Source organism: Acinetobacter sp. PFS20 (genome assembly GCF_052261015.1).
Taxonomy (GTDB): domain Bacteria; phylum Pseudomonadota; class Gammaproteobacteria; order Pseudomonadales; family Moraxellaceae; genus Acinetobacter.
The window spans coordinates 3,420,534-3,444,996 of sequence record NZ_JBPVZE010000001.1 but is presented as its reverse complement, the minus strand read 5'-3'; the positions used below and the strand labels follow the sequence as shown (position 1 = coordinate 3,444,996).

The following is a 24,463-nucleotide window of genomic DNA, read 5'->3' as shown; positions in this document are numbered from 1 at the left end:
AGTTGTATAAAACAAAAAAAGCCCTCTAGAAGAGAGCTTTTTTATATGGATGACTTAACGGAGTTTAGCTAGCCAGTTTCCTAGCGTTTGTACAATCTGTACTAATAGCAATAGGATAATGACTGTTAAAATCACAACGCTGGTATCAAAACGTTGATAACCATAAGAAATTGCTAAATCACCAATACCACCTGCACCAACTGCGCCAGCCATAGCGGTTGCACCAATAAGACTAATTGTCGCTGTGGTAAGGTTTAAAATCAGTGAACTACGTGCTTCAGGCAAAATAAAGCGATAGATAATTTGCCAAGGTGTAGCACCCATTGCTTGAGCAGATTCAATAATTCCTTCATTGACTTCAAGTAATGAAGTTTCAATCAGACGTCCCATATAAGGACCAACATAAATGGTCAATGGAACAATAGCTGCCCATGTACCAATTGAAGTACCTACTAATAGCTTAGTAAGAGGAATCACTGCAATAAGTAAAATAATAAAAGGAAGGGAGCGTAAAGCATTTACAATTGGATTAAGTAAATGATAAATCACTTTATTCGGTAAAATGCCTTCTGGACGGGTAACTAATAAAATAATTCCCTGAATAAATCCCCAAATGCCGCCAAACAAAAGTGCGAAGAAAACCATGTTAAAGGTTTCTTGCAAAGCTGTAACGAATTGATCAATAGAAAGGGAGCTGTGCCAGAAAGGTTGAGTAAGTTCAGTTAACCATTGTACGATTAAATCTCTCATACTTGATCTCCTGATTGAACTACACCTACTTCATTTTGTTCCAAAAACTCAATAGCCTGCTTAATTAGCTGAGGATCACCTAAAAGCTGCACAAACATTTGACCAATGACTGTGCCATTAATTTCAGTCATGTTGGCAAATAAAATATTTAAGCTAATATCGAATTGTTTAATTAGTGACTGAATTACAGGTTCTTGAGCAGAACGTCCTAAAAACTGTAAGCAGTAAATACTATGATGATGCTGGTTTTCAAGCTGATTTAAAATGTTCACAGGCAACTGTTGATGTAAAACAGTTTGAATGAAGTTTTTAGTCGTTGGATGTTGAGGTTTACTAAAGATATCAATCGTTGAACCTTGTTCAATGACTTTACCTGCTTCCATCACAGCCACATGATCACAAATAGTTTCGATGACATCCATTTCATGGGTCACCATAACAATCGTGATTTTTTGCTCTTGATTAATTTTCTTCAGCAGTTCTAAAACTGATTTGGTAGTTTGCGGATCTAGAGCAGAAGTTGCTTCATCACACAAAAGAATTTTTGGATGATTTGCCAAAGCACGGGCAATACCGACACGTTGCTTTTGTCCGCCAGAAAGTTCATCTGGATAAGCATCTTTTTTATGCTTAAGATCAATGAACTCCAATAACTCATTCAGGCGTTTTTCACGTTCTACCTTATTGTAATTCAGTAGGCGCATTGGCATTTCAATATTTTCAGCAACTGTCTTGGTTTGTAGCAGATTGAAGTGCTGGAAAATCATTCCAATGTTTGCACGTTCCTGACGTAATGAGCGTGCATCCAAAGCAGTGAAATCTTTCTGATTAATAATGATTTGACCTTCAGTTGGTCGCTCAAGAAGGTTGATCAGGCGGATTAAGGTACTTTTACCTGCACCACTATAGCCAATGATGCCAAAAATACTGCCCTCTGGAATCTCTAAATTGATTTCGTCGAGTGCGCGTATGGTTTGATTTTTGAGCTGATAGTGCTTTGAAATGTTTTTAAATTGAATCATATCTTCAGAAGCTATGCTGGAAAGAAAAAACAGGCAAAGAGAATTTGCCTGTTTCACGTTTGGGCTATTATATTACTATTTAGCTTCTGAGAGATAGCTGATTGGTTTGTCTACGTCAACTTTTGTTCCACCAAAGTGTTCTTCAATGTATTTTTTAACAGCTGCATTGTGGTAAAGCTTAGCAACTTTTTGCAAGACAGGATCATTTTTACGTGATTCAGTAGTTGCTAGAACGTTTACACTAATTTTTGAGATTTGATCAATAGGTTCATAGAACATAGAATCTTTGAGTACGTTTAAACCTCCCTCGAGTGCTATGGTATTATTTAATACAACTGCATCAAATTCATTTTTAAGACGTAATGCAGTTTCCATTTTGATTGGTTTGATGTTGATCTTTTTGGGATTTTCGATAACATCAATTGGACTGCCCTGAACAGGATTAAAGTCCGCTTTAAGCTTGATTAAGCCAGCAGTTTGTAACAAGAGTAGCGCACGAGATTCGCTGGCAGCATCATCCGGGATTGAAATAATTGCACCTTCAGGAAGTTCTTCAATTTTTTTGTATTTACTTGAATAAATCCCCATTGGCTCAATATAAGTGGTAGAAACCGCTGCAATCTTATCTTGGTTTGAATTATTAAATGCAGTAAGATAAGAATAAGCTTGGAATGCGTTCAAATCTACTTCTTTATTTGCAATTGCTGTATTCATTGAAACGGAGTCTGTGAAGTTTTTCACTTCTAACTTTAAGCCAGCAGCTTGGGTTTCAGGTAAAGTTGCGATATAACGCCAAATTTCAGCATCCGAACCTGTAGAGGCAATTACTACCTTCTGTACTTTGGAACTATCATTGTTTTGTTCGGCTTGTTGAGCATTTTCTTGTTTGCTACATGCTGTCAATAATACTACTGACATGCTTAAAAAAAGGCTGATCAGCTTTTTCATTTAAAAAAGTCCTGATTAAGATATAGAACAATAACGATTGATCTATATCAATATGAAAAGAGAGGAGTTGAAATTACAACTAGTCTAAACTCTGTGATCTTTTTCTGGGGTTCCATAATTTGCTTGCATATTTTGGCTATAACAGAGGGTAATTGTTTAATAAACAAAAACTGTTTCCCCAAACAGTTCATCCCCAACAGTAGCCAAACGAGCATTCATAAATTTAGAATATTAAAAAACTCTCTACAGGCATAATTTGTAGAGCAAGTCTTTATGGAAATTATTAAAACAGCAGTGTCTGATGACAGTTACAACTATGTGCTAATGATAGCAATAAAAATGTAGTTGATATAGAGGGCTTTTTTTCTATTTATTGATATCTTTAAGAATATGATAAAGATTTATACGATTCCCTTATATTGTAAGACATAATAAAAAAGCCTCTATATAGAGGCTTTTTTATTAGCATTTTAAACTTGTAGGTTTTTTAAGCTTTTTCACGTGCAATTGCGCGGTAGCCAATGTCATTACGATATTGCATACCAGTAAAGGTAACTTGACCACATACTTCTAGCGCATTAATTTGTGCTTCAAGAACGCTGTCGCCCAATGCTGTTACGCAAAGAACTCGACCACCAGAAGTCACGATGTGACCATCTTCACGAGTTGCAGTACCTGCATGGAAAATTTTAGTATCTTCAGGTGATTGTCCGATACCAGAAATTACATCGCCTTTGCGTACACTATCAGGATAGCCTTCAGCTGCGAGTACAATACCGATTGACTTACGCTCATCCCATTCAGCTTCTTTTGGTAAATTACCAGCAATACCAGCTTCTACCAATTCAACAAGAGATGATTTTAAACGCATCATGATCGGTTGAGTTTCAGGATCGCCAAAACGACAGTTAAACTCAATCACACGTGGTTGGCCTTGCTCATCAATCATTAGACCAGCATATAAGAAACCAGTGTAAACATGTCCATCAGCAGCCATACCGTCAACAGTCGGACGCATGATTTCAGACATAACGCGTTCGAAAATGTCAGAAGTTACAACCGGAGCAGGAGAGTATGCACCCATACCGCCGGTGTTAGGACCTTGATCGCCTTCAAAAATACGCTTGTGATCTTGTGAAGTTGCCATTGGTAAAATATTTTTACCATCAATCATACAAATGAAAGAAGCTTCTTCACCCGCAAGGAACTGTTCGATTACAACACGTGAACCAGCATCACCAAATTTGTTGCCAGCAAGCATGTCATCAATTGCTGCAAAAGCTTCTTCGTTGGTCATTGCAACGATTACGCCTTTACCGGCAGCAAGACCATCAGCTTTAATTACAATTGGTGCACCATTTTTTTCAACATACGCTTTAGCTGCATCTACTTCAGTGAAAACGTCATAGAAAGCAGTTGGAATGTTGTGACGCTTTAAAAAGTGCTTAGCAAATGCTTTTGAGCCTTCAAGCTGCGCTGCGTATTGAGTAGGTCCCCAAATTTTTAAACCTGCTTCACGTGCAGCATCTACCACGCCATTAACTAATGGTGCTTCTGGACCAACAATAATAAGATCAACATTATTTTCTTTAGCAAAAGCAATGATTGCTGAGTTGTCTAAAATATCAAGTTGAACATTAACACATTTGTCTTCTGTTGCAGTTCCAGCATTACCTGGCGCAACAAAAACTTGAGTAACATTGGTATCTTGCGCAATTTTCCATGCTAAAGCATGTTCACGACCACCACTACCTAAAACTAAAATATTCATTTTTAATTTGTTCCTTAACTTTAATCCTTTTCATCTCCCTCTATCCATCAAGTTGGAGAGTTAGCTCCATTATTGTGGAAAACCCTCCTGAATAAAAGGAGGGTTAGGGAGGACTAAATTTAAATTAGTGGCGGAAATGGCGCATGCCAGTGAAGACCATTGCAATACCAGCTTCGTCAGCTGCTGCGATTACTTCTTCATCACGCATAGAACCACCTGGTTGAATAATGCATTTAATGCCAGCTTTAGCTGCATTATCAATCCCGTCACGGAATGGGAAGAAGGCATCAGATGCCATCACAGCACCTTCAACAACCAAACCTGCATGTTCAGCTTTGATGGCAGCAATACGAGCTGAGTTAACACGGCTCATTTGACCTGCACCAACACCAATAGTCTGGCGATTTTTCGCATAAACAATTGCATTTGATTTTACATATTTTGCAACTTTCCAAGCAAAGATCAGGTCATCAATTTCTTGTTCAGTTGGTGCGCATTTAGTTACTACTTTAAGATCATCTTTAGTAATCATACCTAAGTCTTGATCTTGAACTAATAAACCGCCATTAACGCGTTTGTAGTCAAGTTGTGGTGCACGTGCATCAATCGCAGGTAATTCACCACAGACTAAAACACGTACGTTTTTCTTAGCACCAGTAACTTCAAGCACACCATCAGCAATACTTGGAGCAATAATAACTTCAACGAATTGACGGTCAACGATTGCTTGAGCAGTTGCAACATCTAACTCACGGTTAAATGCAATAATGCCACCGAAAGCAGATTCTGGATCTGTTGCATAAGCTAAATCGTAAGCAGCTTTAATGCCGTCTAAAGAAACAGCAACACCACAAGGGTTAGCATGTTTTACAATTACACAAGCAGGTTTTGCAAATGATTTAACACATTCAAGTGCAGCATCTGTGTCAGCAATGTTGTTATAAGACAATTCTTTGCCTTGTAACTGTTTTGCTGTAGAAACTGATGCTTCTTTTGCATTTGCTTCAACATAAAATGCAGCAGATTGATGTGGGTTTTCACCGTAACGTAGATCTTGCGCTTTGTTCAATTGAGTGTTGAACGTACGAGGGAATAAATCAGCTTCACCTTCGGTCTTACCAACGCGAGCGCCTAAGTAAGAAGCGATCATGCCATCATATTGAGCAGTATGTTCAAATGCTTTAACAGCTAAATCAAAACGTGTTTCATAAGAAAGTGAACCAGCAGTTTTTAATTCATTGATTACGGTGTCGTAATCTGAAGCATTTACTACAATACCTACAGAAGCATGGTTTTTAGCAGCTGCGCGAACCATTGTAGGACCACCGATGTCGATATTTTCGATTGCATCAGGAAGAGTACAGTCAGGTTTTGCAACTGTTGCAGCGAATGGATAAAGGTTTACAACGACTAGATCAATCGGATCAATGTTGTGTTCTTCCATTACTGCTTCGTCTAAGCCGCGACGAGCAAGAATACCGCCATGAATTTTTGGATGTAATGTCTTAACACGACCATCCATCATTTCAGGGAAGCCAGTATGTTCAGATACTTCAACAACTGCGATGTTATTATCTTTAAGCAACTTGTATGTGCCGCCTGTAGATAATAATTCTACCCCTAAAGCTGCAAGGTTTTGAGCAAATTCGACAATTCCTGTCTTATCAGATACAGAAATCAAAGCACGTTTAATAGTCATGATGTTTAATTCAACAATTTCAAGTCTACGGATTAAAACCAATAAGCATAAAAAAATGCCCACGAAGTCGTGAGCATTTTATCATTTATTCACTCATTAAACCGTGAGCTTTTAACTTTTTACGTAAAGTGCCACGGTTGAGTCCAAGAATCTCTGCAGCACGGGTTTGATTACCACGTGTATATTCAAGAACTACAGATAAAAGAGGTTTCTCCATTTCTGCTAGCACCATGTCATATACCTGAGATGGTTGCTCACCTTGCAATTGTGCAAAATAATGACGAACTGCGCGATCCACGTGGATGCGAAGAGCAACATCAGATTGTGCAGTAAAAATAGGAGATTTGCTATTCATGCGAGTTAATCCGAAAATCAAATACTAACTTGGATAAAGTAGTATATAAATGTGGTCTAAAAATACGGAGTCCTGTTTTAGATCCTAAAACAGTGACTCTAAAACATAAGAACAATTAGCTTGCCATATTTCTTCGTATTGAATAAAAAATAAGCGTAACAATAGTTAAATATTTGTTACAGCTCCCTCAAAAACAAAAAAAGTTAGGCTATGTGCTTAAAGTAGAAAAGCACACATGCTTAACAGTATTTTTTTTGGATTGAGAGCGAGGAGTATATGAGTCAAAGCTTTCGTGGCGCGTATCATACCATTGTCTAGGAAAAAGTGAGCAAATTAACTGCATTTTTTTTTATTTTTTTTTCACTTTTTTTACATTTTAGGGGTGGACAATTTCTAATCGATAATTTAATAGGCTTTTTTTGCTTTTGTTTAGCTCAAATTGGAATCGGAAAGGAGTATCAGAGGGAATGCGTTGAATACCTCGTAAGTTTTCAACAAGATATTGTTGAGGAGTCAATATAATTTCTTCTGTTTTGTTTGGCTCTGTTGCAAAACTCAACTTTAGGTTTGGAAGTTCAATACTTTTATCATTTTGATTAAGCAATATTCCTGAGAATTGAGTATGACTTGTGTCAACTTTGCGGAGTTTTAACTTTTCTATATAAATAAGTTGATATTGTTCGGCTGACTTATTGCAATGCATTATTCCGCAAACATAATTAAAAGCATGGCTAACGGTCGGGCTTGCATGCATGAGCTTAGGATTAAACCAGAGAATTTGAAAAGTAAAAACTAAAATTAAAATAAGGTTAGCAGAACTCCAGAGCGTGTAGTACAGCCAACTATGCTTTTTATTATTGTCTTGTTCTTGCGAGGAAGTTTGTTCAGCTAAATTAAGATTTGGCAGAGCATTAATAGGTTCGTTATGAAAATAATTTAAGTTATTGAGATAAGTTAAAAGATCAATATTGGAATTTTCAACTTTTTGCTCAAAGATATCTAACACATGTGAATGTGTCATATATCTCGTTTGCATTGAACCATTGGCTAATGTAGATGAGTTAACTATGACAGGATTTTCAATATTAATCAGATGGGTGAGTGCATTAAAGCTCGAATCACATTTAGGGCAACAAACCATACCCTGAGCAACAGTCAATTGAGTAAGAGATACTTTATAAACTGTTAAACACTTAGGGCAGCGGGTTTGTTTTTCATTCATGAGTTAAAAGTCTCAATTTATTGTTTTACGTTTTCCTGAAATGCGACACCAGTTCTCTTCGCGCTTTTCGACATCTAATATATCAAAAAATTCAGAATAAACACCTGAAACATCAGTAACTTGCTCTTCAATTACACCTGCGAGTGCGAACTCACCCTCAGATTTAATTAAATTTGCAAACTCTGGCGCAAGTGCCATTAATGGACCAGCCAAAATATTTGCAACTAGAACATCTGCTTGCTGAGGTTTGAACTCTTGATCGAATTCTTCAGGAAGGCCTACATATAGTCCATCTAATACCCCATTAAGTTCAGCATTTTGTTTTGTTGCTAAAACAGCCTGAGGGTCAATATCAGTGGCATATACTTTTTTAGCACCTAATAATAAAGCGGCTACCCCTAAAATGCCTGAACCACAGCCATAATCAATCACGATCTTATCTTTAACGTCAGTTTTACCTAGCCATTGTAAGCATAAGAAAGTACTTGCATGGTTACCTGTACCAAACGCAAGACCTGGATCTAACTTAATGTTGGTTGCATCAGCTTCTGGTGGCTCTAGCCATTCAGGTACGATCCAGAACTTTTCCCCAATTTGGATTGGTTCGTAATAATCCATCCATGCACGTTCCCATACTTGATCTTCAAGTTCTTCGTGGCGTATAGGAGCATCTGGAAGTTGTGCTTTTAAGAAAGCTTCTAAAGTGTCGACATCAATTGGGTCTTGTTCGTCTTGTTGATAGATGCCTGTCACGATTACTTTGTTCCATAAAGGTGTTTCACCTGGTAATGGTTCGAGCAAAGCCTGATCTTCAGCATCATCCAGAGTTACGCTTACCGCACCTAGAGACATTAAAAGTGTTTCTGTGAACTCAACTTGTTCTTGATCAACGGTAATGTGTATTTGTAACCACTTCACGAAAAGGACCTAAAAATTTTATTTAAAGGCGTATTGTAGCGGACTAGACCATTTTAAAAAAGAAAGCGGCTCATCTTTAATGAGCCGTCGTTGAAAATACTGATGAGATGTGGCGGAAAATAAATGACTTCTTCTACCTTATGTCAAAACAGATTAAGGGGCAGGGGCTTTAAATTGTAGTTTACCGTTTTCATTTGGTTCGCAAGTACCATTAAAGGTTACACCATTATGGCTATAAGATACCCATTCACCTTGCTGTTTTTTCATACAAGCTCTAAGTTCTTTTTGCATCACTGATTTGCTTGAATCTGCAGTATGACTAGCTGTTTTGCTTGATTTAGCCATATGAGTCGATTTAGCAGTATGATTCGTCGCAGCGTGGGTAAACGTTACGCCTGAAAAACAAAGGAGAGATGCGGTTAAGATTTTTAACATAGTCGTTTTCATTTTGTGTTCCTTCTCGTTGCGTTAATTTTAAAGTCGTAGAAGTGCTGTACATTTTTTATTCTAGGATGAAAAATTCTTAAAAACATTCACTTTGTATTGAATTCATGCAACAAAATGTCAAAACATGTGGAGTACCGTAAATCATGTAAAGACAATTTTGTAATTATGTACATCAATAAGCAGATAATTTTGCTATAATGTTCCGTCTTTTTTTTCTGGTGTTTTGTACTCATGCACTACCCTAAAGTTTATGATGTTATTGTTATCGGCGGCGGTCACGCAGGTACGGAAGCGGCCCTTGCTGCTGCGCGTATGGGACGACAGACTTTGCTTTTGACCCATAACATTGAGACTTTGGGCCAAATGAGTTGTAACCCAGCAATCGGTGGTATTGGTAAGTCGCATTTAGTACGTGAAATTGATGCACTTGGTGGCGCAATGGCTTTAGCTGCCGATAAAGGTGGTATTCAGTTCCGTATTTTAAACTCGCGTAAAGGTGCCGCAGTGCGTGCAACACGTGCTCAAGCTGACCGTGTGCGCTATAAAGCTGCCATCCGCGATACTTTGGAAAATCAAGCAAATCTTGATATTTTCCAGCAAGCAGCTGATGACCTGATTGTTGAAGGTGATACAGTTAAAGGTGTAGTTACCCAAATGGGTATTCGCTTTGATGCAAAAACTGTTGTGTTGACTACAGGTACATTCCTAGGTGGTGTAATCCACGTTGGTTTAGAAAAATCAAGCGGTGGTCGTGCGGGTGATCCACCTTCTATTGCACTTGCTCAACGTTTACGTGAATTAAAACTACCTGTTGGTCGTTTAAAAACTGGTACTCCACCACGTATTGATGCACGTTCGGTTGATTTTTCAGTCATGATTCCACAGCCGGGTGATTTCCCGTCTCCGGTCATGTCATTCATGGGTGATGCTTCTATGCACCCAGAACAAGTAAATTGTTATATCACGCATACAAATGAAAAAACTCACGACATTATTCGTGGTGGTTTAGATCGTTCACCAATGTATACCGGTGTTATTGAAGGTGTTGGTCCACGTTACTGCCCATCAATCGAAGATAAAATTCACCGTTTCGCTGATAAAGACTCGCATCAAGTATTTTTGGAACCAGAAGGTTTAGATACACACGAACTTTATCCAAATGGTATTTCGACTTCGCTTCCATTTGATGTGCAGTTTGAGCTTGTTCGCTCTATTCGTGGTATGGAAAATGCGCATATTTTGCGTCCAGGCTATGCGATTGAATACGATTATTTCAATCCGCAAGCTTTGAAATTCACCCTCGAAACTAAAGCGATTAATGGTCTATATTTTGCTGGCCAAATTAATGGTACGACAGGTTATGAAGAAGCAGGTGCTCAAGGTTTACTTGCTGGTTTAAATGCTGCGCGCCGTGCGTGGGAGCAAGAAGAGTGGACACCTAAGCGTGACCAAGCTTATATGGGTGTATTGGTTGATGACCTCATCACTTTAGGTACTAAAGAACCGTATCGTATGTTTACATCACGTGCGGAATACCGTTTGATGCTACGTGAAGACAATGCAGATCAGCGTTTAACGACTGTTGGTCGTGAACTTGGTTTGGTTGATGATATTCGTTGGGCTGCTTATTGTGAAAAAATGGAAGCGGTTGAGCGTGAAACCTCTCGTTTACAACATTTGTGGGCAGCACCAAATAACCCTATGGGTAAAAAATTCGTCGAGATGACGGGTGCTGACTTAAGTAAAGAATGTAGCGCAATTGATTTGCTTAAACGCCCTAATATTAGCTTTGGTCAAATTGCAGAACTTACGGGTTCTGAAGTTTCTGAGCAGGTTGGTGAGCAAATCGAGATTGCTGTGAAATACGAAGGTTATATTAACCGTCAGCATGAAGATGTGGCACAGTTAAAGCGTCTTGAAGAAACTAAAATTCCTACCGATTTTGACTATGACGTAGTGTCTGGTTTATCTCGCGAAATTACCCAGAAATTAAAAACAGTTCTTCCGGAAACATTAGCTCAAGCAAGCCGTATTCCTGGTGTTACACCAGCAGCTGTTCAGCTTGTAATGATCACAATTCGTAAAAACAATATGATTAAGAAAACAGCTTAATCATTTAAGTGTACAAAAAGCCCAGTTAAGACTGGGCTTTTTTATTTTCTGTTCAAAAAATATATGGAAACTTCCTAAGGAAGAAAATAGATTTCGCTTCCTTTTTTTCTTATTTCACATATTTCAGGTAGCCAGTTATATTAAATTCACGTTCAAACAAGAGGGCTTTAACCATGACAATGAAATCAATTCGCTACAATGGATATGAAATGGCATGCCAATGTTCATGTTCAAAATAGCGCAAAAGAAAGAGCAGATCAGTTTTGTAGGGGGAGAACAGGCTGATCTGAAACAACTATAAATATAAGAGCCAATATAAAATTAAGAAAATTATAATTCAAAATCTAAAGAGAACCTTATGGTTCTCTTTTTTATATCTATTTATTCTCAGATTCAATTTCTCGAACAGCGTTGTGTACTTGAATAGGTTCGATATGCAGTAATTTTTTGCCAAAACTACGTAGCCACCATACTAGTTGAGATGTAAAAGGTACTGTTGCGGTAACTTCTACAATATTTTCTTCAAGTGGAATGATAGTTTGGTCTTTACTTAACTGACTTTCATAGAAAGTTCTAGCAGTTTGCTCTGTCATAGTTAATGTGAGCTGGATTGATTCAGTTGGCTGTTTATAGTCCACTCTGAAGCCTAAAGCACCTGAATCAATATAATGATCAATATCAAAATTGACAGGATGCAGTGCTCGACTATCTAAGACTTTTGCTGATTTAAAACGGTGCAAGGCAAACGTTTGAACTTCAGTTTTGTCATGTCGTGTGCAAATCAAATAAATTACTGCACCTTTTTGTACCAAAGCCAAAGGGTTTAAAACATAAGTTTTATCTTCACCTTGATTTACTCGAGCTTGATAAATACATTCAATTTGTTTGTCTTGTAGCAATCCTTCATAAATTGCTTGTTGAGCAGCACGGTCGACTACAGGTGGGATAAGTGGTTGGCTTGCTGGTACGATGCGTACTCGGTTAATCCACTGTCTCACATTATTTTGTGTAGAGAGGCTGCGTTTAGCTAAATCAAACCACGGTCCCATCTCATCAAGAAGACTAGGTGGAAGCAAGTGTTTAAGATGCTCCTCAACCATCATAAAGGTTACTGCTTGAGAACTCGTCATGTGAGGTAAGCTCTGAATAGGCGCATCGGATTGCCACCGCCAGCCCTGAGGTACGGCCTTATTGCTTTCAATCGGAAAGCGCTGAGCAATTTGATTTAAATCACGCTGAATAGTCCTTAAACTGATATCAATACCTTCACGTTCAAGCATTTCTTGTAATTCCCGTGTTCCGATCCATTTACCGGTTGGAAGGCGAGACAAGATCTGCCATTGGCGATATAAACTATTCGAAGTTTCTTTTTCTATTACAGACATAAGCGTAATACATCTATATCCAATTGCTTTGGTGTCAACACAATAAAAAATCTTTACAGATTTAGCAAGTTTGTCAGATTCGGTTTACTGAACCTTTTACAATCGATGTTAAGATTTAGAAGAAGAAAGCTATAACAAAACACCGTAAAAATATTAAACATATATAAGTGGCACTGAAATTGCTTATTTAGAAATGAAATATAGATAAATGATAAGACGAGGTGGTTATGTCAGAACAAGAGCATGAATTACATATAGATAATGATTTTTTTATACAAGAGCAGACAACTACGGCACTCATTAACCAAACCTCTTTTTTAGAACATATTTCCGTACAAACCAATCTATTTGAACAGCTAAAATCAGAGTTTTTTAATGAGATGCTGGATGATGTGACATCGAATGGAGCGGCTTCTAAAAAAATTGAACAATGGTTGAGTATTCGTACTTTAGATGATTTAAAAGAATTAAATGCTCAAGCGAAGCAGCATTTTCTTTATCATGGAATTACTTTTAACGTATACGGTGATAAAGAAGGTACAGAGCGAACGATTCCTTTTGATTTAATTCCACGGGTAATTGAAAAAAAACAGTGGGAGAAAATAGCTTCGGGCTGTGCGCAGCGTGTTAAAGCATTAAATTATTTCTTAGATGATATTTATCATGGACAACATATTTTAAAAGAACAGCTTATTCCCGAAGATCAAATTATGGGGAATGAGGCTTTCCAACCCCACATGCTCAAACATGCTTTGAAAGGTAAAATTTATTCACAAATTAGTGGAATTGATATTATCCGTGATGGTGAAGGAGAGTTTTTTGTATTGGAGGATAATTTAAGAACACCTTCAGGTGTGTCTTACATGATCGAAAGTCGAAATATTAGCCAACAATTGATGCCGGAGCTATGTGCAGCCAATAATTTACAGGGAATTGAGCATTATCCAAAACTTTTAAAAGAAATATTGCAGGAGAACTCACCTGCGGACCAGCCTTTTGTGGTGGTACTGACACCGGGACGTTTTAACAGTGCTTTTTATGAGCATGCTTTTCTGGCACGTGAAATGGATGTGCCACTAGTTACAAATCGGGATTTATTTGTAGAAAATGATCAAGTTTTTGTCAAAACTATTCGTGGGCGTCAAAAAGTAGATGTGATTTACCGCCGTTTAGATGACGATTTTCTAGATCCTTTGGCATTTAGACCAGACAGTGCATTAGGTGTGGCAGGTCTTATGTCTGCTTATTTGCAAAAAAATGTGGTGATTGCAAATGCGCCTGGAACAGGGGTAGCTGATGATAAATCTATTTATCCTTACGTAGACCAAATGATTCAATACTATTTAGGCGAAACACCAATTCTAAAAAATGTACCTACTTATCAGTGCCGTAAAGATGAACATTTAGATTATGTGTTGTCTAATTTAGATCAATTGGTTGTTAAAGAAGCACAGGGTTCAGGTGGTTATGGCATGTTAATTGGGCCTAAAGCAAGCTCATGTGAAATTGATGACTTTAGAAAAAAATTGATCGCTACGCCTCATATGTACATTGCACAACCTACCTTAGCTTTATCTGTTGCTCCCACTTTAACGATAGGAGGGGTAGCTGAACGTCACATCGACTTACGTCCATTTGTATTGAGCTCACCTTATCGTACAGAAATAGTACCGGGTGGCTTAACACGTGTGGCGATGCAGGCTGGCTCTCTAGTTGTAAATTCGTCCCAAGGTGGCGGTATAAAAGATACATGGGTTGTCGAAACATTACATTCCTGATTGTGGGTTAAAGAGGAACTTTATGGTTTTACTCAATTCGAGTGCGCATCAAATATATTGGTTGGGTCGATATTTAATGCGAGTTAAATTCGCAGCCTCTCATTTACCCTTTACACAAGATGAGAAAGCAACAAAATTTGCAGCAGCATTTGGTTTGGTTATAGAAAATGCTGAATTACTAAATCACTATATGTTAGACAAGAAGCAAACATTTTCATTACTGAACCAGTTCATTATTGCTAAAGATAATATTCAGGGACTAAGAGGTATATTGTCATCAAAAGCTTATGCAGAATTAAATCATGTTATTAACACGCTTGAAGCTCAACCTGAAATCTTGAGAAAAGCTGTTGAACAATGTACTCAAATACTAGAAGCGGAAAATGAAGATGTTTGTTTATTTCTGCATTTAGGTCAAAAAATAGAGCAATTTGATATTGAGTTACGTTTTGGACAAGATTTATCAGCTCTTATTACTGAGCTAGATATTTTGGTGAAACGGCTTGCTGATTTAGGGTGGGAGAATATAGATCAAAATTGGCAAGTGCTGAAGCAGCAACTTACGTGGGACGCTTATTATACTTTTACGCAGCAGTTGGAAAATATGTTTGAGGTCTGATTATGAAATTGATGGTTAATCATCAAACGCATTATAGCTATACGGAAACTGCTCAAAACAGTATTCAGTATATTAAAATGATGCCTCAAACATCGCCGCATCAACATGTTATGAATTGGGCAATTAGCGTGCCGGGTGACAAAACGATTAAAAGGGACATATTTAACAATGTCTGGATGACGGCTAGTCAGCGCTATCAATACCAACATCTTACATTCATGGCTCAAGGGATTGTTGAGCTTCAAGATCTAGAGCTGGGTTGTGTAAATTTATCTACACCTACAAATTTGTTTTTGCAGATGACAGGTGCAACCCGATGTGATTCAGAAATGTTGGATTTTGCTAGAAATATTGTAGTAGTCAAAGATCGACAGCATATTGCATTATTAAGTGAATATATTTTGCAGAAAATACTTTATCAGCCTGAAAGTACTTCAGTTCAGACAACTGCAACTGAAGCCTTTCATGCGGGAGAAGGTGTATGCCAAGATCATGCTCATGTTTTAATTGCAATGTGTCGTGCGCTACAATTACCAGCACGTTATGTCTCTGGTTATCTATTTGATCAAAACTATCCGCACCTTGCCAGTCACGCTTGGGCGGAAGTATTTGTAGAAAATCAATGGTATTGTTTTGATGTAAGCAATCAGTTGTTTACACCCAAACATCATATCTACCTTGCAGTTGGCCGTGACTATCTCGATGTGGCACCTATTCGTGGTGTAAGAGAACAAGGTGGGGTTGAGAACATGATGTCTGTGGTTCAAGTGTTGGCATGTTGAATGTAAAGAGAATGAAATGACTTATTGTTGTGCGCTAAGATTGGAACAAGGTTTAGTGTTTATTAGTGACACGAGGACTAATGCAGGAGTTGACCATATTTCTGTGTTCCGAAAATTGCATACTTTCGGCGTTACCGGAGAACGTTTTATTGCTTTGCAAACAGCCGGTAATTTAGCCACAACACAAGCTGTTATAGGTCATTTGCAAAATGCGCTTACTTTACAGCAAGAGCCTAATTTATATAGTGTTAATACGATGTTTGAGGCAGCAGAACTGATTGGTAAAACTTTAAAAGCAGTTTTAGAGGATATTAGTTCGGACACCCAAGAACAAATGAATTATGCCTGTAGTATTTTGGTGGGTGGACAGATTAAAGGTGGTGACATGCAACTTTATAATGTCTATCCACAAGGCAATTTTATTTGTGCAACAACAGATACGCCTTATTTTCAAATTGGTGAAAGTAAATATGGCAAACCGATTCTGGACCGAGCTTTATATTATGCAATGCCATTAGATGATGCATTACGTTGTAGCTTAATTTCTTTTGATTCAACTTTACGTTCAAATGTTTCTGTTGGTTTACCACTGGATGCATTGATTTATATGAAAGATAGCTTTGTAATTCCGATGGGAAAACGAATTACAGAAGATGATCCTTATTTTTCACAAATCAGTCGGCAATGGTCGGATACTCTACGCCGTGGCTTACAGGAAATGCCAAAACCGACTGATGACTACTGGCGATAAAATTTTGAGTACATATATAAAAAAATCCAAGCATGCTTGGATTTTTTTTAATTTTATTATTTAACTGCTTTTACGAGTGGGGCGATTGCTTAGGCGACAGAGTAATTCATATCCTATCGTTCCGTTTGCATCCGCAACATCATCCACTAAACGGTGTGCACCCCAAAGTTCGACTGGCGTACCTAATTTTACTTGCATACCTGTTACATCGATTGCAAGCATATCCATACTCACTCGGCCTACAACTGCACAGAGCTGTTTATCAATCGCGACATAGTTCTGTTTAATATAAGCTCGTGGATAACCATCACCATAACCTATAGAAACAATCGCGATATCCATTGCTTGCTTTGCACAAAAAGTGGAGCCATAACCAACATGCTCATTAGTCTGAATATGGTTGAGTGCAATGACTTCTGCTGAAAAAGTCATGACTGGTTTTAAGTCAAGACCATGAATTGTCTTATCAGCAAAAGGTGAGGCGCCGTAAAGCATAATACCCGGACGAACATAATCAAAATGTAATTCTGGCCATTTATAAATAGCAGCAGAGTTACAGCAAGATGCTAAAACTGGATCACAAGCTTGTTTAACTTGTAAAAATTGTTGCTTTTGTTGTTCGTTAAGCGGGTGGTCTACATCTGCATTTGCGAAATGCATCGCCAGCACACAGGTAAATCCTTCGGCTTTTAATTTTTTAATAACTTCAATAATTTCAGTAACTTTAAAGCCTAGACGGTTCATGCCGCTATTAAGCTTAACCCAGACTTTTAAACCTTGAGCGATGTATTTTTGCTTATATTTAATTAACCATTCAAATTGTTGTTGATGGTGAATCACACATTCAAATTTTTGTTCAATTGCAATTGGCATTTCATCTTCAGAAAATACCCCTTCAATTAAAGTAACAGGTTGTTGAAATCCGAGTTCACGAATTTCTAAACCTTCTTGTAGGCAGGCGACACCAAAGGCATCTGAGGCATTTAAGGCTGCTAAACAGTCTTTGATTCCATGTCCATAAGCATTGGCTTTCACCATACTTACAATTTTTGAATTTACTGCGAGTTGTTTGACACGGTTTAAATTATATTGAAGTGCATTGCGATCAATATAAACTGTTGCTTGGCGCACCCTCATTTACTCCTTTGGGCTAGAGATAGAGTTTATTCTTCATCATCATATTGGCTGTAATACTCAGGAGAGAGATTACTAAATCGAGTATATTGACCTTCAAAGGCAAGACGGACTGAACCAATCGGACCGTTACGCTGCTTACCAATAATAATTTCTGCGGTACCAGCTTCTTTCGACTCTTTGTTATAAACCTCATCACGGTAAATAAACATAATTAAGTCGGCATCCTGCTCGATCGCACCAGATTCACGTAAGTCGGACATTACTGGGCGTTTATTTGGACGGTTTTCCAGACTTCGGTTGAGCTGGGAAAGTGCGATAACTGGGCATTGCATTTCTTTTGCTAATGCTTTCAAACTACGTGAAATTTCTGAAATCTCACCTACACGGTTATCACCCATGCCAGGAACTTTCATCAGCTGCAAGTAATCGACCATGATACAACCAATTTTTCCATCATGCATTTTGGCAACGCGTCGAGCACGGGCACGAAGTTCCGTTGGAGGCAGGGCAGATGAGTCATCAATATACAAATGCATTTGTTGGAGTTGTAAAATGGTACCAGTCACCTTGGTCCATTCATCTGCATCTAAGTTACCCGAGCGTAAATGTCCTTGGTGAACTTTACCCATTGCAGAAATAAGACGCATCGCAATCGAGTCTGCTGGCATCTCCATTGAAAATACTAAAGCGGGTAACTTGTTATATTGCAAAACACTTTCAACCAAATTCATGGCAAAAGTAGTTTTACCCATCGATGGACGTGCAGCAACAATAATTAAGTCACCAGGCTGCATACCTGATGTTTTGTTATCAAGTTCTAAGAAGCCTGTGGTTAAACCTGTAATATTGCCATCTAGTTTTGAGAGTTCATCAAGTTTACTAATTACATCAGCAGTAACAGAGCTAATAGATTTGGGACCTGCATCCTTTTTATTGTTATTGTGCTGTTCTGCTAAAGAGAAAATACTCGTTTCGGCCAAGTCTAGAATTTCACTAACGCCACGACCTTTTGTGTCATAAGCATTTTGTAAAATTTCAGTACTGACTTTAATCATGCTGCGAAGTGTAGAGAACTCTTTAATTTTACTGGCATACGTTTCTAAGTTATAGAAACTTGATGGCGAATCAGCCATAAGCTGCATTAAATACTCTTCGCCACCAATTGCATCGAGTAAATTTTGTTTTAATAGCCAGTCACTTACTAATACAGCATCATAAGGAGAGTTTTCTTGTGCTAGTTTCTCAATGGCACGATAGATATATTTGTGACGTGTTGCATAAAAATCATTTTCTTTTAATAAGTCGCTGACTTGCTCAAAAGATTCAGCAACTGTCATTAAGGCCGCAAGAACAGCCTGCTCAATGGCTAAATTGTGTGGGGGAGTGCGAAACTCTTTAAGTTGGCCTGATTCACTCGTCTTATTTTCTGTTGGAGATGAAAGAGTTAAAGAAGTGGCATTCGCCTGAGACATAATTAGACCTGATGATAAAGAAAGATGTACGCAAATAGCCTGTGAGGCCGAGAACTATCTTAAAACAAAATGAAATAAACTACCTAATTAAAAAACCAATTAAACTAAAGAACTGATCAGGAATTAATATATCTTATTTTAAAAATAGGGCACATAAAAAAAGAGCATGCAAAAGCATGCTCTTTTTTTGATGAGAAATTACTCAGATACGATAGTAACGAGAACTTCTGCAACAACATCATGATGCAATTGGATTGCGATGTTGAATTCACCAGTGTGACGAAGCGCACCATTCGGTAAACGAACTTCTGCACGGTCAACTGTAAGACCAGCATTCGTTAAAGCGTCAGCGATGTCACGAGTACCGATAGAACCGAAGAGTTTACCTTCGTCACCAGCTTTAGCAGTGATAACGATGTTAACTTCATTCAATTGTTCAGCACGTGCTTGAGCAGCAGCTAAAATTTCAGCTTCTTGCTTTTCAAGTTCAGCGCGACGAGCTTCGAAAGCAGCAGTGTTAGCTTCAGTAGCTGCAACTGCTTTACCTTGAGGGATAAGGAAGTTACGGCCGTAACCAGCTTTAACTGATACTTTATCGCCTAATTTACCAAGGTTTTTAATGCGTTGTAATAAGATAACGTCCACAGATCACCTCACTTATGGTTGTCAGTGTACGGAATCAAAGACAAGTAGCGAGCTTGCTTGATAGCAAGAGCTAATTGACGTTGATAACGAGCTTTAGTACCAGTGATACGGCTAGGAACAATCTTGCCGTTTTCAGTGATGTACTGTTTTAAAGTATCGATATCTTTGTAGTCGATGTACACAACATTCTCAGCTGTAAAGCGGCAGAACTTGCGACGACGGTAAAAACGTGCCATTGATGTTCTCCTTATTCAGCGTCTTGAGCAACTTGCTGTGCTTCTTCACGTTGAGCTTTACGCGCACGCTTTTCTTCAGCACTTTTAGCAAGCAATGACTCTTCAGTGATTGCGTGTTCACGACGAATGATAAGGTTACGAATGATCGCGTCATTATAACGGAACAATTCTTCTAACTCATCAAGTGTAGTTTGACCACACTCAACATTCATAAGAATGTAGTGTGCTTTGTGAATTTTGTTAATTGGGTAAGCCAATTGACGGCGGCCCCAATCTTCTAAACGGTGAATTTGACCTTCAGCTTCTTTGATCTGAGAGATATAGCGTTCAACCATACCTACAACTTGATCGCTTTGATCTGGGTGTACTAAAAGTACGATTTCGTAATGACGCATTGTCAGCTCCTTACGGTTTAAACAGCCCCTAATGAATAAAAAATTAGAAGCAAGGAGTCATAACTTAAAAGTTATGTCGCAAAATTTGCGAAGGCTGAATTATAAGTAAAAGTTCGACTAAAAACAAATCTTTTGATGAGAAAAGTAAAACTTCGTTACTATCGAGGAGGAAATCCTCCCTTATTTAAAAGAGAGGAAGATTTGGAGCAGGGGATTGATAGGTAAAGCTAAAGCTCAAACTTAACAGGGTAATTAATATGACCGAGTAAAGGAAAAAACGTTTAGCCCAAAGTTGGTCATTTTCAGCTTTAAAGCCAATAATTGATAAATAGAACCAATATGCTGTTAATGCATTAAAGGTTACTAGAAAAAATATATTGGTATAGCCAAAACAATATAAACCATTCAATACGGCTGCAAACAACACAATATAAATGACACACTCTACTTTCGTGCGATAAATAGAACGTGCAACAGGCAGAATGGGGATTCCCGCATTTTTGTAATCGTCAAAACGATAAATAGCAATTGCCCATGAATGTGGCATTTGCCATAGCGCGTAAGCTAAAAACAAAAGTAAAGCGGCTACATCAAAATGATGAGTTACTGCTGTATAACCAATAACAGGAGGGCTCGCTCCGGAAATACTACCAATGACGGTTTGATGGATTGAGGTACGTTTTGTCCACAAACTATAAAAACCGACATAGACAACAAAACCAATCATTGCAAACAAGAAAGCATAAGCATTTACACCGAACCACAAAATACTAAAACCGATAAGTCCAAGAACAAATGCATATATAAGTGCAACAGTAGGAGAGATGGTTTTTTTGACTAATGCACGGTTTTGCGTGCGCTGCATTTTTGTGTCGATGTCTTGGTCTATCACATTATTTACAACACAACCAGAAGCGACAACTAAAGTTGTTCCAAGTAAGGTGAGTAGTAATAATAAGATGTCTATAGAGCCTTGGGCGGCTAAGAAAAAGCCGCCCAAGGTGGTAATGAAATTACCGAAGAGAATTCCTGGTTTAGTCAGGAATAGATATTTTTTCAACATGACAATCAGTTTAGATCATCATATTGTAGTGAAGGTAATTCATAATCCACACAGAACCGATTAAAAGCACAGCGATACATAAGATTGTGTAGATGAATGCAATCATATTCCAGCGTTGTTCAGATGATGTATTCATGTGTAGGAAGTACACAAGTTGTACAAGAACCTGAGCAACAGCAGCGATAGCAATTACTGTAACTAAAATTCCACGACTGAAACCACCCGCCATCACCATCCCGAACGGGATGATGGTGAGGATAACAGAAAGGATAAATCCAACAGTGTATTGCTTAAAGTTACCGTGTGACGCACCTGCAGCATTATGGTCATGACTACTCATTAGAGAACTCCCAGTAAGTAAACGACGCTGAATACACAGATCCAAACGATGTCAAGGAAGTGCCAGAACAAGCTTAAGCAAGCTAGACGACGTGTATTCGGTAATGTCAAACCTTTAGTTTTGATTTGATACATTAATACCAACATCCACACTAAACCAGAAGTTACGTGGATACCGTGTGTACCAACCAAAGTAAAGAACGATGATAAGAATGCACTGTGAGTTGGACCATGACCTTCTTCTACAAGGTGATGGAACTCATAAAGCTCCATTCCAATGAACGTTGCACCAAAAAGGAATGTAATAAATAACCAAGTGATAACTTGATTTACATTCTTTTTATAAGATGCAAGTACAGCAAAACCGAAAGTTACCGATGAAATCAATAAGGCAAATGTTTCAGTTAAAACGTAGCCTAATGAATCATGGAACAGGTCATATGCACTTGGAGTTCCTGGTGGAATATGACTGCTTAATACAGCGAACGCAATGAAGAGTGATCCGAAAAGAATCAAGTCACTCATCAAGTATGTCCAGAAACCAAAGACCGTTAAGTCGGTATCATCATGCTCATGATGACCATCGTGGCCGTGGTTGTCGTGATGAAGTACTTCAGCCATTTCCTTAGTCCTTCTTCAAGTGTTTTTCAAGTAAAGCATAGCGTTCGTTTTCAATACGCTCAACTTCAGCAGCAGGAACGTAGTAATCAACATTCTTAGTGAATGAGCTTACGATCAAGCTAACAACAGCTGAAACGAATGAAACAACAACGAGCCACCAAATATGCCAGATGAGTGCAAAGCCAAGAAGAGTAATGAACATTGCAATGACAAAACCAGCAGCACGATCAGTCGGCATGTGGATGTCTTCATATTTAGTGTTACGTGCGTATGCTACACCATTTTCTTTGTCAGTCCAGAAACGGTCAATACCGCTTGCATCTGGTTCATGCGCAAAGTTATAGAACGGAGCAGGGGAAGAAGTCGCCCATTCAAGCGTACGTGCATCCCATGGATCGCCTGTAAGGTCCATGTTGTCTTTGCGTTGTAAGAAACCAACAATGATTTGCATTAAGAAACATGCAATACCAATCGCAACGAGAACAGCACCGAATAATGCAATTGCAAGGTAAGGATCCCATTCTGGGTTGTCATATGTATTCAAACGACGAGTCATACCCATGAAACCAAGGATATAAAGTGGCATGAATGCAAAATAGAAACCGAAGAACCAGAACCAGAACGCAGCTTTACCCCATGCTTCATTGAGCTTCCAACCAAACATTTTTGGCCAGTAGTAAATGATGCCGGCAAACATACCAAACACCACACCACCGATAATTACGTTATGGAAGTGAGCGATCAAGAATAATGAGTTGTGTACAAGGAAGTCCGCAGGTGGAACAGCCATAAGTACACCAGTTAAACCACCGATACCAAATGTAATAAGGAAGCCAAGCGTCCACAACATTGGAGTAGTAAAGGTGATGCGACCTTTATACATGGTGAATAACCAAGAGAAGATTTTCACACCAGTAGGAATCGCAATAACCATGGTCATGATACCGAAGAACGCGTTAACGTTCGCACCAGCACCCATGGTAAAGAAGTGGTGAAGCCATACAACGAACGCAAGAACTGTAATCGCGATAGTTGCATACACCATAGACTTGTAACCGAACAACGCTTTACGAGAGAAGGTTGCAACGATTTCTGAGTATAGACCAAATGCTGGTAATACTAAGATATATACTTCAGGGTGACCCCATGTCCAGATCAAGTTCACATAAAGCATTGGGCTACCGCCAAGCTCATTTGTGAAGAAATGGAAACCGAAGTAACGGTCTAGAGTTAACATTGCAAGTGTACCTGTTAATACAGGGAACGATGCAATGATTAATACAGCCGTACAAAGTGAAGTCCACGTGAAAATAGGCATGTCCATTAATTTCATGCCAGGTGCGCGCATTTTGATGATGGTAACGAAGAAGTTAACACCAGATAAAAGCGTACCTAGACCAGAAACCTGAAGTGCCCAGATATAGTAGTCAACACCTACACCAGGAGAATATTGAATGCCAGACAGAGGAGGGTAAGCCATCCAACCAGTCGCAGCAAATTCACCTAATACAAGTGAAAGCATCATCAAACCAGCAGCACCAGCGAATAACCAGAAGCTTAAAGAGTTCAATAATGGGAATGCAACGTCACGAGCACCAATCTGTAATGGTACAGAGATGTTCATCATACCAACAACAAGACCCATTGCTACGAAGAAGATCATGATTACACCGTGTGCGGTGAAGATCTGGTCGTAATGGTCTGGATGTAGATAACCTTCGCCGCCGCCTTTAGCGAGGAAAAGCTGTAGACGCATCATAATTGCATCGGCGAAACCACGCAAAAGCATGACCACAGATACAAGAATGTACATGATACCAATTTTTTTATGGTCTACCGTAATAAACCACTCATTCCACAAGTATCCCCATTTTTTGAAATAGGTGATACCGCCAAGCACAACAATTGCACCAAGTGCCATAAGGACCATGGTGACAAGCACGATTGGCTCTGTCGGGATAGAGTCCCAACCCAGTTTACCAAAAATCATATCCAT

Annotated in this window: 24 protein-coding genes; 5 read left to right on the top strand and 19 right to left on the bottom strand. The window is 38.6% G+C overall.

What is annotated here, in order from left to right; translation table 11 throughout:
- Positions 1-54 precede the first annotated feature (54 nt).
- From ACS125_RS16290 to ACS125_RS16250, 9 genes are all read right to left on the bottom strand, one after another.
- Entirely contained in the window at positions 55-750 is a 696-nt protein-coding gene (locus ACS125_RS16290; protein ID WP_004791423.1) for a methionine ABC transporter permease, read from the bottom strand.
- A complete protein-coding gene (locus ACS125_RS16285) occupies positions 747-1,772 on the bottom strand; it encodes a methionine ABC transporter ATP-binding protein (protein WP_151963149.1) in 1,026 nt (341 codons plus the stop codon). Before ACS125_RS16285 ends, ACS125_RS16290 begins: the two co-directional genes overlap by 4 nt.
- A gap of 75 nt (positions 1,773-1,847) precedes the next feature.
- Entirely contained in the window at positions 1,848-2,720 is an 873-nt protein-coding gene (locus ACS125_RS16280; RefSeq protein WP_443273336.1) for a MetQ/NlpA family ABC transporter substrate-binding protein, read from the bottom strand.
- A 487-nt stretch (positions 2,721-3,207) separates the two neighbouring features.
- On the bottom strand, positions 3,208-4,491 hold the full coding sequence (purD, locus tag ACS125_RS16275) for a phosphoribosylamine--glycine ligase (RefSeq protein WP_004791429.1): 1,284 nt from the start codon (positions 4,489-4,491) through the stop codon (positions 3,208-3,210).
- Between the two features lie 124 nt (positions 4,492-4,615).
- A complete protein-coding gene (gene purH / locus ACS125_RS16270; RefSeq protein ID WP_013197325.1) occupies positions 4,616-6,190 on the bottom strand; it encodes a bifunctional phosphoribosylaminoimidazolecarboxamide formyltransferase/IMP cyclohydrolase in 1,575 nt (524 codons plus the stop codon).
- 85 nt (positions 6,191-6,275) lie between these two features.
- Positions 6,276-6,545 carry a DNA-binding transcriptional regulator Fis gene (gene fis, locus ACS125_RS16265; RefSeq protein WP_001086304.1) on the bottom strand — a complete coding sequence of 90 codons (270 nt, stop codon included), beginning with the start codon at positions 6,543-6,545 and terminating at the stop codon, positions 6,276-6,278.
- Between the two features lie 376 nt (positions 6,546-6,921).
- The gene (locus ACS125_RS16260) at positions 6,922-7,767 is read right to left on the bottom strand and encodes a DUF3426 domain-containing protein (RefSeq protein WP_443273331.1); all 846 of its coding nucleotides are present in this window, start codon (positions 7,765-7,767) and stop codon (positions 6,922-6,924) included.
- 12 nt (positions 7,768-7,779) lie between these two features.
- Positions 7,780-8,685 (bottom strand): 50S ribosomal protein L11 methyltransferase, encoded by a 906-nt coding sequence (gene prmA, locus ACS125_RS16255; protein WP_004791435.1) that lies wholly within the window; start codon positions 8,683-8,685, stop codon positions 7,780-7,782.
- Positions 8,686-8,838: 153 nt separating this feature from the next.
- Positions 8,839-9,132, bottom strand: a complete 294-nt coding sequence (locus ACS125_RS16250) for a hypothetical protein (RefSeq protein ID WP_151963145.1) — start codon at positions 9,130-9,132, stop codon at positions 8,839-8,841.
- Positions 9,133-9,363: 231 nt separating this feature from the next.
- On the opposite strand from ACS125_RS16250, the gene mnmG reads away from it, so the two are divergent.
- A complete protein-coding gene (gene mnmG, locus ACS125_RS16245; RefSeq protein ID WP_004791439.1) occupies positions 9,364-11,244 on the top strand; it encodes a tRNA uridine-5-carboxymethylaminomethyl(34) synthesis enzyme MnmG in 1,881 nt (626 codons plus the stop codon).
- A 377-nt stretch (positions 11,245-11,621) separates the two neighbouring features.
- Here the strand turns inward: mnmG and ACS125_RS16240 are convergent, their stop codons facing one another.
- Entirely contained in the window at positions 11,622-12,629 is a 1,008-nt protein-coding gene (locus tag ACS125_RS16240) for a helix-turn-helix transcriptional regulator (RefSeq protein ID WP_049837019.1), read from the bottom strand.
- 227 nt (positions 12,630-12,856) lie between these two features.
- Here ACS125_RS16240 and ACS125_RS16235 point away from each other — a divergent pair, with 227 nt between their 5' ends.
- The 4 genes from ACS125_RS16235 to ACS125_RS16220 are packed head-to-tail and all read left to right on the top strand — an operon-like array spanning position 12,857 to position 16,559.
- The gene (locus ACS125_RS16235) at positions 12,857-14,407 is read left to right on the top strand and encodes a circularly permuted type 2 ATP-grasp protein (RefSeq protein WP_443273328.1); all 1,551 of its coding nucleotides are present in this window, start codon (positions 12,857-12,859) and stop codon (positions 14,405-14,407) included.
- 22 nt (positions 14,408-14,429) lie between these two features.
- Positions 14,430-15,026 (top strand): alpha-E domain-containing protein, encoded by a 597-nt coding sequence (locus ACS125_RS16230; protein ID WP_443273326.1) that lies wholly within the window; start codon positions 14,430-14,432, stop codon positions 15,024-15,026.
- Between the two features lie 2 nt (positions 15,027-15,028).
- On the top strand, positions 15,029-15,808 hold the full coding sequence (locus ACS125_RS16225) for a transglutaminase family protein (protein WP_004791445.1): 780 nt from the start codon (positions 15,029-15,031) through the stop codon (positions 15,806-15,808).
- Positions 15,809-15,824: 16 nt separating this feature from the next.
- Complete coding sequence (locus ACS125_RS16220) at positions 15,825-16,559, top strand: proteasome-type protease (protein ID WP_004791447.1); 735 nt, start codon at positions 15,825-15,827, stop codon at positions 16,557-16,559.
- A gap of 60 nt (positions 16,560-16,619) precedes the next feature.
- On the opposite strand, the gene alr is transcribed toward ACS125_RS16220, so the two are convergent.
- The 9 genes from alr to cyoB form a co-directional block, all read right to left on the bottom strand.
- Complete coding sequence (alr, locus tag ACS125_RS16215) at positions 16,620-17,690, bottom strand: alanine racemase (RefSeq protein ID WP_443273323.1); 1,071 nt, start codon at positions 17,688-17,690, stop codon at positions 16,620-16,622.
- A 32-nt stretch (positions 17,691-17,722) separates the two neighbouring features.
- On the bottom strand, positions 17,723-19,168 hold the full coding sequence (dnaB, locus tag ACS125_RS16210; RefSeq protein WP_004791451.1) for a replicative DNA helicase: 1,446 nt from the start codon (positions 19,166-19,168) through the stop codon (positions 17,723-17,725).
- A gap of 198 nt (positions 19,169-19,366) precedes the next feature.
- Complete coding sequence (gene rplI / locus ACS125_RS16205; RefSeq protein WP_004700828.1) at positions 19,367-19,813, bottom strand: 50S ribosomal protein L9; 447 nt, start codon at positions 19,811-19,813, stop codon at positions 19,367-19,369.
- Between the two features lie 8 nt (positions 19,814-19,821).
- The gene (gene rpsR, locus ACS125_RS16200; protein ID WP_004791454.1) at positions 19,822-20,049 is read right to left on the bottom strand and encodes a 30S ribosomal protein S18; all 228 of its coding nucleotides are present in this window, start codon (positions 20,047-20,049) and stop codon (positions 19,822-19,824) included.
- Between the two features lie 11 nt (positions 20,050-20,060).
- A complete protein-coding gene (gene rpsF, locus ACS125_RS16195; protein ID WP_004791455.1) occupies positions 20,061-20,444 on the bottom strand; it encodes a 30S ribosomal protein S6 in 384 nt (127 codons plus the stop codon).
- Between the two features lie 184 nt (positions 20,445-20,628).
- Positions 20,629-21,507: a heme o synthase gene (cyoE, locus tag ACS125_RS16190; RefSeq protein ID WP_005306754.1), complete on the bottom strand. Its 879-nt coding sequence runs from the start codon at positions 21,505-21,507 to the stop codon at positions 20,629-20,631.
- Positions 21,508-21,517: 10 nt separating this feature from the next.
- Positions 21,518-21,847 (bottom strand): cytochrome o ubiquinol oxidase subunit IV, encoded by a 330-nt coding sequence (locus tag ACS125_RS16185; RefSeq protein ID WP_004643325.1) that lies wholly within the window; start codon positions 21,845-21,847, stop codon positions 21,518-21,520.
- On the bottom strand, positions 21,847-22,467 hold the full coding sequence (gene cyoC / locus ACS125_RS16180; RefSeq protein ID WP_005306751.1) for a cytochrome o ubiquinol oxidase subunit III: 621 nt from the start codon (positions 22,465-22,467) through the stop codon (positions 21,847-21,849). The genes ACS125_RS16185 and cyoC overlap by 1 nt, the downstream gene beginning before the upstream one ends.
- A gap of 4 nt (positions 22,468-22,471) precedes the next feature.
- A complete protein-coding gene (gene cyoB / locus ACS125_RS16175; RefSeq protein ID WP_004791462.1) occupies positions 22,472-24,463 on the bottom strand; it encodes a cytochrome o ubiquinol oxidase subunit I in 1,992 nt (663 codons plus the stop codon).

What these genes read in the sequence shown, in the direction of transcription:
- ACS125_RS16290 (WP_004791423.1), bottom strand. Translation starts at nt 750, where the DNA reads ATGAGAGATTTAATCGTACAATGGTTAACTGAACTTACTCAACCTTTC.
- ACS125_RS16285 (WP_151963149.1), bottom strand. Translation starts at nt 1,772, where the DNA reads ATGATTCAATTTAAAAACATTTCAAAGCACTATCAGCTCAAAAATCAA.
- ACS125_RS16280 (WP_443273336.1), bottom strand. Translation starts at nt 2,720, where the DNA reads ATGAAAAAGCTGATCAGCCTTTTTTTAAGCATGTCAGTAGTATTATTG.
- purD (WP_004791429.1), bottom strand. Translation starts at nt 4,491, where the DNA reads ATGAATATTTTAGTTTTAGGTAGTGGTGGTCGTGAACATGCTTTAGCA.
- purH (WP_013197325.1), bottom strand. Translation starts at nt 6,190, where the DNA reads ATGACTATTAAACGTGCTTTGATTTCTGTATCTGATAAGACAGGAATT.
- fis (WP_001086304.1), bottom strand. Translation starts at nt 6,545, where the DNA reads ATGAATAGCAAATCTCCTATTTTTACTGCACAATCTGATGTTGCTCTT.
- ACS125_RS16260 (WP_443273331.1), bottom strand. Translation starts at nt 7,767, where the DNA reads ATGAATGAAAAACAAACCCGCTGCCCTAAGTGTTTAACAGTTTATAAA.
- ACS125_RS16250 (WP_151963145.1), bottom strand. Translation starts at nt 9,132, where the DNA reads ATGAAAACGACTATGTTAAAAATCTTAACCGCATCTCTCCTTTGTTTT.
- mnmG (WP_004791439.1), top strand. Translation starts at nt 9,364, where the DNA reads ATGCACTACCCTAAAGTTTATGATGTTATTGTTATCGGCGGCGGTCAC.
- ACS125_RS16240 (WP_049837019.1), bottom strand. Translation starts at nt 12,629, where the DNA reads ATGTCTGTAATAGAAAAAGAAACTTCGAATAGTTTATATCGCCAATGG.
- ACS125_RS16235 (WP_443273328.1), top strand. Translation starts at nt 12,857, where the DNA reads ATGTCAGAACAAGAGCATGAATTACATATAGATAATGATTTTTTTATA.
- ACS125_RS16230 (WP_443273326.1), top strand. Translation starts at nt 14,430, where the DNA reads ATGGTTTTACTCAATTCGAGTGCGCATCAAATATATTGGTTGGGTCGA.
- ACS125_RS16225 (WP_004791445.1), top strand. Translation starts at nt 15,029, where the DNA reads ATGAAATTGATGGTTAATCATCAAACGCATTATAGCTATACGGAAACT.
- ACS125_RS16220 (WP_004791447.1), top strand. Translation starts at nt 15,825, where the DNA reads ATGACTTATTGTTGTGCGCTAAGATTGGAACAAGGTTTAGTGTTTATT.
- dnaB (WP_004791451.1), bottom strand. Translation starts at nt 19,168, where the DNA reads ATGTCTCAGGCGAATGCCACTTCTTTAACTCTTTCATCTCCAACAGAA.
- rpsR (WP_004791454.1), bottom strand. Translation starts at nt 20,049, where the DNA reads ATGGCACGTTTTTACCGTCGTCGCAAGTTCTGCCGCTTTACAGCTGAG.
- rpsF (WP_004791455.1), bottom strand. Translation starts at nt 20,444, where the DNA reads ATGCGTCATTACGAAATCGTACTTTTAGTACACCCAGATCAAAGCGAT.
- cyoE (WP_005306754.1), bottom strand. Translation starts at nt 21,507, where the DNA reads ATGTTGAAAAAATATCTATTCCTGACTAAACCAGGAATTCTCTTCGGT.
- ACS125_RS16185 (WP_004643325.1), bottom strand. Translation starts at nt 21,847, where the DNA reads ATGAGTAGTCATGACCATAATGCTGCAGGTGCGTCACACGGTAACTTT.
- cyoC (WP_005306751.1), bottom strand. Translation starts at nt 22,467, where the DNA reads ATGGCTGAAGTACTTCATCACGACAACCACGGCCACGATGGTCATCAT.
- cyoB (WP_004791462.1), bottom strand. Translation starts at nt 24,463, where the DNA reads ATGGATATGATTTTTGGTAAACTGGGTTGGGACTCTATCCCGACAGAG.